Here is a 7,533-nt window from a genome sequence, read left to right as displayed (position 1 = left end):
ACGATCGAGGCGACGATGCCGGCGCCGACGGTACGGCCGCCTTCGCGGATAGCGAAGCGCAGCTTTTCTTCCATCGCGATCGGAACGATCAGTTCGACGTCAACCGTGACGTTGTCGCCAGGCATAACCATTTCCGTGCCTTCCGGCAGGGTGACGATGCCAGTAACGTCCGTCGTGCGGAAGTAGAACTGCGGACGGTAGTTGGTGAAGAACGGCGTATGACGGCCGCCTTCTTCCTTCGTCAGGATGTAGGCTTCAGCCTTGAACTTCTTGTGCGGCTTGACAGAGCCCGGCTTGCACAGGATCTGACCACGCTCGACGCCGTCACGGTTCACACCGCGAACCAGAGCACCGATGTTGTCGCCAGCCTGGCCCTGGTCGAGCAGCTTCCGGAACATTTCAACGCCGGTAACCGTCGTCTTCGAGGTCGGGCGGATGCCGACGATTTCGACTTCTTCGCCAACCTTGACGATACCGCGCTCGACGCGGCCGGTCACAACCGTACCACGGCCCGAGATCGAGAACACGTCTTCGATCGGCATCAGGAACGGCTGGTCGATCGGACGCTCAGGCGTCGGGATGTAGGCGTCAACAGCTGCCATCAGCTCGCGGATCGCGTCTTCGCCGATCTTCTTGTCGGAGTCTTCGAGAGCGGCAAGAGCCGAGCCCTTGATGACCGGAATGTCGTCGCCCGGGAAGTCGTAGGACGACAGAAGTTCGCGAACTTCGAGCTCGACGAGTTCGAGAAGCTCGGCGTCGTCAACCTGGTCGACCTTGTTGAGGAACACGACGATCGCCGGAACGCCAACCTGACGAGCGAGCAGGATGTGCTCGCGGGTCTGCGGCATCGGGCCGTCAGCAGCCGAGCAAACCAGGATCGCGCCGTCCATCTGGGCAGCACCGGTGATCATGTTCTTGACGTAGTCGGCGTGGCCGGGGCAGTCAACGTGGGCATAGTGGCGGTTCGGGGTCTCGTATTCGACGTGTGCCGTCGAAATGGTGATGCCGCGAGCCTTTTCTTCCGGAGCCGCGTCGATCTGGTCGTACGCCTTGAACTCGCCGAAGTACTTCGTGATCGCTGCCGTCAGAGACGTCTTGCCGTGGTCAACGTGGCCGATCGTGCCGATGTTAACGTGCGGCTTGTTGCGCTCAAACTTACTCTTTGCCATTTGAATGCTTCCTGTGAACGAAATGGATGACCCCGGCGAACCGGTTTAGTGCCGCCGTTTAAGGCTTTCGGGGAAATTGCGCAAGACCTATTTGCGGACCGTATTCCTAGCCTGCGGGCGCATATGGGAAGGAAGCGCCCGATCGGCAATATCCACCGGAGATGGCAGCGAAGATATATTTCACGAAGAACGGGCGCGACGGCGCCAAGGATATGATAGTACATCGTTTGCAGCCCTTACGCGGAAGCACTGCTCGGAGACACCGCAATGGAACCAAAGGAAATTGCAAAACGATCCGCAGGCAACTTTCTGATCTTTGCCGCCTGCGCATTCATATTGTGGGTTCTTGCCGCTGCGATCGACTGGGTCGCGCAGCTTGTACGCCTCTCCTCGCCCGAGCGGCTCCCGGCTCTGGCGACATCGATCGTCAGCTCTTCGACGCTGCAAGCGATCGTCGCAATATGGCTGCTCACAGCGGCATTTGCCATCGCCTTCCCAAAGATGCTGACGCCACTTTCGGCCACCACGACGCTGATGTTCGACGTGGGATACGGTATTCTCGGCGCCCTCACCGGCTTCGGCATCGCGATCGGTCTCTTCGGTGGCGGCTGGTCGATCCTGTTGCGCGCCGTGATCTACAGCGCCCTCATCGCCATCGGCTTCGTTGCTGTCCGCATATGGCTGTCGAGAGAGGATCTCAGCACCAACACCCAGAAGCGATGGACGATCGCCGGCATCATCGCGCTGGCCTCGCCTTTCGTGCTGCTCTGGGGCTAGAGGTACGCATAGCGACCCGGCTCGCGCAAAGCGTTACAGGAACAACAGGACACTGCGAAAACCTGGAGCGGGTAGCGGGAATCGAACCCGCGTATTCAGCTTGGAAGGCTGCTGCTCTACCATTGAGCTATACCCGCGGGGTGGTATCCGATCCAATGACGAATGGTGGAGAGAGTTGGATTTGAACCAACGTAGGCTGAGCCAACGGATTTACAGTCCGTCCCCTTTAACCACTCGGGCATCTCTCCAGTCTTTTCGTCCGGATCGTGAGACCAAGCTCGTCAGACTTTCGAAGCGTTGCCGCCCCTCGGTCTGCGCCGCGTATATGACCGGACGATTTACGCATGTCAACACGATGACGACGGAAAAAATGTGAAAAATTTCATCGACCGTGGAAAGCCGGGGTCCTGAAAGAAATCCTATGCGGAAAGAAGCACCCTCGCTATAAAGCCGCATGAGCAAAGACAAGAAAACCGGTGGCAAGCCCACTGACGACAAGTCCGCCAAGGACACGCATTACGCAACCCTGCGCCGCGCGCATCGTGATAGCAAACGCGAACGCGGTGAGATTCCGACACCGCCGCCACAGAAGCGCCGGCGCGGTGCCGAGGACTGGAAGCCTCCTGCACTCGCGCCCGAGCAGGTCTATCTCTACGGCCTTCATACGGTTCGTGCCGCGCTTGACAACAAGGAGCGCCGGAACGTCAAGTTGTCGGTGACCCAGAACGCGCTTGCGCGTCTGGAGATCGCTGCCGACGCGCTCGGCATTCCGGTCGAAATCGTCGCTCCGCACGATATCGACAAGGTCCTCGGCCCGGATGCCATCCATCAGGGTGTCATGCTGGAAACGCGCCCCCTGCCCGTCCGCCGGCTGGAAGCACTGAAGGACAGCCCACTGCTTCTCGTGCTCGACCAGGTAACCGATCCGCACAATGTCGGCGCCATCATGCGTTCCGCCGTGGCCTTCAATGCAGGTGCCGTCATTACCACACAGCGCCACAGCCCGACCGAATCAGGCGTGCTGGCGAAATCAGCCTCAGGTGCGCTGGAACTCATCCCCTATATCCAGATCACGAATCTTGCCGACGCGCTTGGAGAACTGCACAAGCTCGGCTTCTTCACGATCGGCCTCGATTCGGAAGGACCGGCGCCACTCGAGGGCACATTCTCGGGTGACAAGGTGGCGCTCGTGCTGGGTTCCGAAGGTAAGGGGCTACGCCAGAAGACGCGCGAAACTGTCAGCGCGCTTGCCAGGCTAGACATGCCGGGTGCGATCAAGTCACTCAATGTATCTAATGCTGCGGCGATCGCTCTTTATGCGGCGAGGCAGCATTTGAAAATTTGATAGAGTTGGGGGATCGCGGCGAAAGGCGCGATCTTTCTCTTCCATATGCGGGATGATAGCAGCGCCGCAAAGCAACTAGGAAGCCAGCAAACTGCTGCTGATGATCAGAAATTAAGCTCGCCTCGGTTTTGACTCTGCTCTTTTCCATGCCGCCCCGCATTCGAACAGGAGGAACATATTTCCATATGGCCATCCGCTCCCTCGTCATCGGCACTCTGTTCGTCGGCGTATTCGTTGCCATCATTCTCAGCATCGTCTGGATCGACAAGTCGCAGCCGATTCACGAACTCGCTCCGCTGGCGCCCGCCCCTGAACGCCCTATTCCAGCACCCGTACAGTAGATCGTGTAGCTATCATCAGGGGAACCGACGGTCGGCCCCGCGCGTTGGCTTCGCACGATTTAGGAGAGAAATGTGCGGGTAATGATCGCTATTATCGTTTTCATGGTTGCCTCGGTGCTGAGCATTGCAATTATGTCGCCATTGGGTGCCGGAGAGACCGGTGACGCCTTGCAAACGAGCGTGCGGCAGACTGCGCCTCGGAACTAGCAAAGTCGGGTCTGCGGCGTTTCCAACGCAAACTCCGATGCAAGGTCGGACGAACGAAATCACGATCGCGCGGATTTCTTCTTTACAGGACGGCAAAATCTGGTACTTGGCAGGCATCGCCCTTGTAGCTCAGTTGGTAGAGCACCTGATTTGTAATCAGGGGGTCGCGGGTTCGAACCCTGCCGGGGGCACCATTTGCTGACAAATCCACGAACACGTGGCGTCTGTCGGAAGTCCTCCTGATCACCGCATTCCCTTCTGATCGCTTGCTCCAGTTCAGCGTACTTGCCGACTATCGTTATTGTAGTCCCGCCCTGTTTCCGGAGGCCTGAGACAACGACGCGTTCGACGACGGCGTAAAGGTATCGCTTTATGCTAGCTGGCTCGCCGTTTCTAAGATGATCCACGACCTTCGATGCAAAGTAGTCGATCTGATTGTCTGTAATAACTTGTATGTCGTTCTCGGAAACGAGATTTCTTACAGCGTTCCGGTAATGGCTGAGGTTGGATTGGGCTTTCTCCAACCGCTCAAGGATCGTGAGCGCGACGAACAGCCCACCTTTTCTTTTGTGAATGAGGCCTCGAGATAAGCTCTATCATTGATAGGAGTGGACCGGGATGGTTGGAGATCGCGCTGATGCCATGCTTGAAGTCATGGATGAAGGCATGCATGAAGCCAGGCATGAGGGAAAGTATCGGCGGATCGAGGTGATCACCGGTCGGCGGCAGCGGCGGAATTGGACTGACGAGGAGAAGGCGCGGATTCTCGCGGAGAGCGCAGAACCTGAAGTGAACATTTCGGCTGTTGCGAGGCGCTGGGGCGTCAATCGCGGCTTGCTGAATGTGTGGCGACGGGAAGCCGGACTAACCTCTCAACGGTCGGCAAAGACTAGTTTGCCGCCTGCCGTGTTCGTGCCGGTGACAGTGGTTGGGGATGGCGCACGACACGAAGGCTCGCCATCGAATGCCCCAGAGGTTCTCGCTGGCCGAATTGAGATCGAGATTGCGGGCGCACGCATGACGGTCATCGGCTCGGTAGCGCCTGAACTGGCGCAGGCGATGGTAGCGGCGTTGCGAGGGCGCCGGTGATCGGAGTTTCGCCAAATGGCGTGAAGATCATGGTTGCGACGCAACCCGTCGACTTCCGGCGCGGCATGAATGGCCTGGTAGCTTTGGTGGCGTCAGCCCTTGCGGCCGATCCCTATTGTGGCGACGTGTTCGTGTTCCGCGCCAAGCGTCTTGATCGGCTTCGCTGCATTTATTGGGACGGATCAGGCATGATCCTAGCGACGAAGTGGTTGGAGGCGGGCAAGTTCGTTTGGCCTCCGATCCGCGATGGCGCTATGCAGATGAGTGCCCAGGAGTTCTCGCTTTTGCTGGCCGGCATTGACTGGACGCGCGTCAAACGAAACGCGGTGAGGAGGCCCTCAAAAGCAGGCTGATCCTATTGGTTTTGCTTGAAGATTCAGACCCGTGTGGTAGGGTCTGTCATGCCGCTTCGACCCGATCCCTTGCCCCAGGATGCTGCGCAATTGACCCGGATCATTCTCTCGCTCGACGAAGAGAATGCCGATCTCAAGGCGCGCGTTGCCTTCCTTGAGCGCCAGCTCTTCGGGACGAAATCGGAGAAGATGACGACGATCGATCCAACGCAGGCAATGCTCGATCTTGGCGATCTAGGCGACATTCCCGTTGCTGCCAATGACGATGTCGCGCCGGTCGATGAAGACAAAACGCAGGCACGGCGATCGCCAGCCCGCAATATCGGCCGTTTGCCGAAACACCTTCCGCGTTATGACGAGCTCATCGAGCCAGCGAGCAAGACTTGCCCCTGCTGTTCGTTCGAACTTCATTGCATCGGCACTGATGTCAGCGAGGCGCTCGACATCGTGCCTGCAGTAGTCCGGGTGAAACGGACGATCCGGCCACGCTATGCATGCCGGGCTTGCGAGAGTGGCATCGTGCAAGCACCCGCACCAGCACGCATCATGGACGGCGGCATGGTGACCACGGCGTTTGCAGCCCATGTCGCCGTTTCGAAGTTTGCCTGGCATTTGCCGCTGCATCGCCAGGCGCAGATGCTGGCCTCCTGCGGCGTCATCATTGATCGCGGTACGCTCGGGGCATGGGTCACGCGGGTCGCCTGGTGGCTCGAACTTCTCTACGATGCACTCACCGCCTTCATCCGCTCGCAGCCGAGGGTGTTCTGTGACGAGACGCCACTTCCGCGCCTCGATCCGGGGCGCAAACGAACCAAGGTCTGCCAGTTATGGGCACAAGCGGTTGACGATCGGCCATGGAACGGTCCGGCGCCGCCGGCGGTGGCCTACATTTTTGCCGAAAGCCGCAGCGCTCGCGAGATCGAGGGGCAACTGTCGTCGTTCGCCGGCGTGCTTCAGGTTGATGGATATCAAGCCTATAAAACCATGGTCAAACGACGCGGCAAGAGCAACGTTGCCCCCATGCGGCTGGCCTTCTGCCTCGCTCATGCACGGCGAAAGTTCGTTGACGTCGTCAAACTGACCGGCTCTTCGGAGGCCTTGTCGATCCTTGCCAGGATTGCCGAAATCTATCGCATCGAAGCAAAACTACGAGGGGAAGATGAAGATACCCGGCTTAGCGGCAGGCGTCGTGAGGCAGCTCCCATCATGAGAGAACTGAAGGTCCATCTCACCGAACTGAGCGACGAGGTGTCGTCGAAATCGGCACTTGGCAAGGCAGTCACTTACATGCTCAACCACTGGAGCGGATTGACAGCCTTTCTAGAGGATGGCCGGATCGAGGTGGACTCCAATGTCGTCGAGCGTTCCATGAAATCCGTGGCTTTGACGAGAAAGAACTCATTATTCGTGGGCAACGAGCGGGGTGGAAAGACCTTCGCTGTCCTGGCATCGCTCGTGAACACGGCAAAGCTTAACGGCGTGGACCCCGACGTCTGGCTTGCCGATGTGCTGGAGCGCATCATCTCCGGCAAAGTGAAAGCCAACGAGATGGAGAGCCTTTTGCCTTGGGCCTGGAAGGCGGAACGCGAAGCGATGACACAGCAGGAGCGACAAGCGGCATGACACAGAACAGCCAGGAGATGACGCCGCGACCGAAGCTCGATGACGACGCATTCGAAGCCTTTATCAGGAGACGTCGTCCGCCATCGCCTATCTGGTCAATGAGCAGACTCGATGGTTATCTTACGGCCCTCATCATCGGCCCCAGGTTCATCGACCCACGGCAATGGATCCCGGAACTGACCGGCCCGGATGCCCTAAACCTGCCGATGGAAACAACCGAACATCGGGCCGTGCAGACGATCGTTGCAGAGTATAATCGGATATCTGCAAGCCTTTCCGAGAGACCGAAAGACCACCGGCCAAGGTTCACCCAGATCGATGATCAGACCCTTGATCCATTTGATTGGGACATCTGCTTTCTCATTGGAACACGACACGCGCCAAGGCTTTGGCAGCCTGTCCTTCGAGGTCATGCCGTCACTGGGGATATCATTGCGCCGATCCGCAAGCTCGGCGAGGTAAAACGGAAAGCGACCCACCAGGATGCTGCTGCCGTCGCCGAAGCACTCGTCAATATCCGAACCTATTTTATGCCGAAGCGGGCAAAGCAGAAGTTCTGACCGAGAGCCAGAAAGCCAGAAACCTATTTAGTCAAATCACGAAAGCCGTGGGCCATTCGTTGCGCTCAC

The 7,533-nt window shown here is 58.4% G+C and carries 8 protein-coding genes and 3 tRNA genes; 8 read left to right on the top strand and 3 right to left on the bottom strand.

Annotation, left to right across the window (positions count from 1 at the left end; translation table 11 throughout):
* A partial coding sequence (gene tuf, locus AS026_RS03845) for an elongation factor Tu (RefSeq protein WP_062368638.1) occupies positions 1-1,169 on the bottom strand: 1,169 nt, incomplete at its 3' end.
* A gap of 267 nt (positions 1,170-1,436) precedes the next feature.
* On the opposite strand from tuf, the gene AS026_RS03840 reads away from it, so the two are divergent.
* Positions 1,437-1,946: a hypothetical protein gene (locus AS026_RS03840; protein WP_062368637.1), complete on the top strand. Its 510-nt coding sequence runs from the start codon at positions 1,437-1,439 to the stop codon at positions 1,944-1,946.
* A gap of 63 nt (positions 1,947-2,009) precedes the next feature.
* Here AS026_RS03840 and AS026_RS03835 read toward each other — a convergent pair.
* Positions 2,010-2,083 (bottom strand) — tRNA-Gly (locus AS026_RS03835).
* 26 nt (positions 2,084-2,109) lie between these two features.
* Positions 2,110-2,194 (bottom strand) — tRNA-Tyr (locus tag AS026_RS03830).
* Between the two features lie 206 nt (positions 2,195-2,400).
* On the opposite strand from AS026_RS03830, the gene rlmB reads away from it, so the two are divergent.
* The 7 genes from rlmB to AS026_RS03800 all read left to right on the top strand — a co-directional run bounded on the left by rlmB (position 2,401) and on the right by AS026_RS03800 (position 7,464).
* Positions 2,401-3,291, top strand: coding sequence for a 23S rRNA (guanosine(2251)-2'-O)-methyltransferase RlmB (gene rlmB / locus AS026_RS03825; RefSeq protein WP_025661201.1), 891 nt, complete (start codon positions 2,401-2,403; stop codon positions 3,289-3,291).
* 185 nt (positions 3,292-3,476) lie between these two features.
* Positions 3,477-3,632 (top strand): hypothetical protein, encoded by a 156-nt coding sequence (locus tag AS026_RS42220; protein ID WP_018859846.1) that lies wholly within the window; start codon positions 3,477-3,479, stop codon positions 3,630-3,632.
* Between the two features lie 325 nt (positions 3,633-3,957).
* Positions 3,958-4,033, top strand: a tRNA-Thr gene (locus AS026_RS03820).
* 424 nt (positions 4,034-4,457) lie between these two features.
* Entirely contained in the window at positions 4,458-4,928 is a 471-nt protein-coding gene (gene tnpA, locus AS026_RS03815) for an IS66-like element accessory protein TnpA (protein WP_062368489.1), read from the top strand.
* Complete coding sequence (gene tnpB / locus AS026_RS03810) at positions 4,925-5,281, top strand: IS66 family insertion sequence element accessory protein TnpB (RefSeq protein ID WP_028749713.1); 357 nt, start codon at positions 4,925-4,927, stop codon at positions 5,279-5,281. The genes tnpA and tnpB overlap by 4 nt, the downstream gene beginning before the upstream one ends.
* 48 nt (positions 5,282-5,329) lie before the next feature.
* Positions 5,330-6,904 carry an IS66 family transposase gene (tnpC, locus tag AS026_RS03805; protein ID WP_028749712.1) on the top strand — a complete coding sequence of 525 codons (1,575 nt, stop codon included), beginning with the start codon at positions 5,330-5,332 and terminating at the stop codon, positions 6,902-6,904.
* The gene (locus tag AS026_RS03800; protein WP_062368490.1) at positions 6,901-7,464 is read left to right on the top strand and encodes a UPF0149 family protein; all 564 of its coding nucleotides are present in this window, start codon (positions 6,901-6,903) and stop codon (positions 7,462-7,464) included. Before tnpC ends, AS026_RS03800 begins: the two co-directional genes overlap by 4 nt.
* Positions 7,465-7,533: the final 69 nt, after the last annotated feature.

The organism is Rhizobium altiplani, assembly GCF_001542405.1.
Lineage (GTDB): Bacteria > Pseudomonadota > Alphaproteobacteria > Rhizobiales > Rhizobiaceae > Rhizobium > Rhizobium altiplani.
The sequence above is the reverse complement of the archived record's forward strand: the minus strand, read 5'-3'. Positions and strand labels throughout refer to the sequence as shown.

What these genes read in the sequence shown, in the direction of transcription:
- AS026_RS03840 (WP_062368637.1), top strand. Translation starts at nt 1,437, where the DNA reads ATGGAACCAAAGGAAATTGCAAAACGATCCGCAGGCAACTTTCTGATC.
- rlmB (WP_025661201.1), top strand. Translation starts at nt 2,401, where the DNA reads ATGAGCAAAGACAAGAAAACCGGTGGCAAGCCCACTGACGACAAGTCC.
- AS026_RS42220 (WP_018859846.1), top strand. Translation starts at nt 3,477, where the DNA reads ATGGCCATCCGCTCCCTCGTCATCGGCACTCTGTTCGTCGGCGTATTC.
- tnpA (WP_062368489.1), top strand. Translation starts at nt 4,458, where the DNA reads ATGGTTGGAGATCGCGCTGATGCCATGCTTGAAGTCATGGATGAAGGC.
- tnpC (WP_028749712.1), top strand. Translation starts at nt 5,330, where the DNA reads ATGCCGCTTCGACCCGATCCCTTGCCCCAGGATGCTGCGCAATTGACC.
- AS026_RS03800 (WP_062368490.1), top strand. Translation starts at nt 6,901, where the DNA reads ATGACACAGAACAGCCAGGAGATGACGCCGCGACCGAAGCTCGATGAC.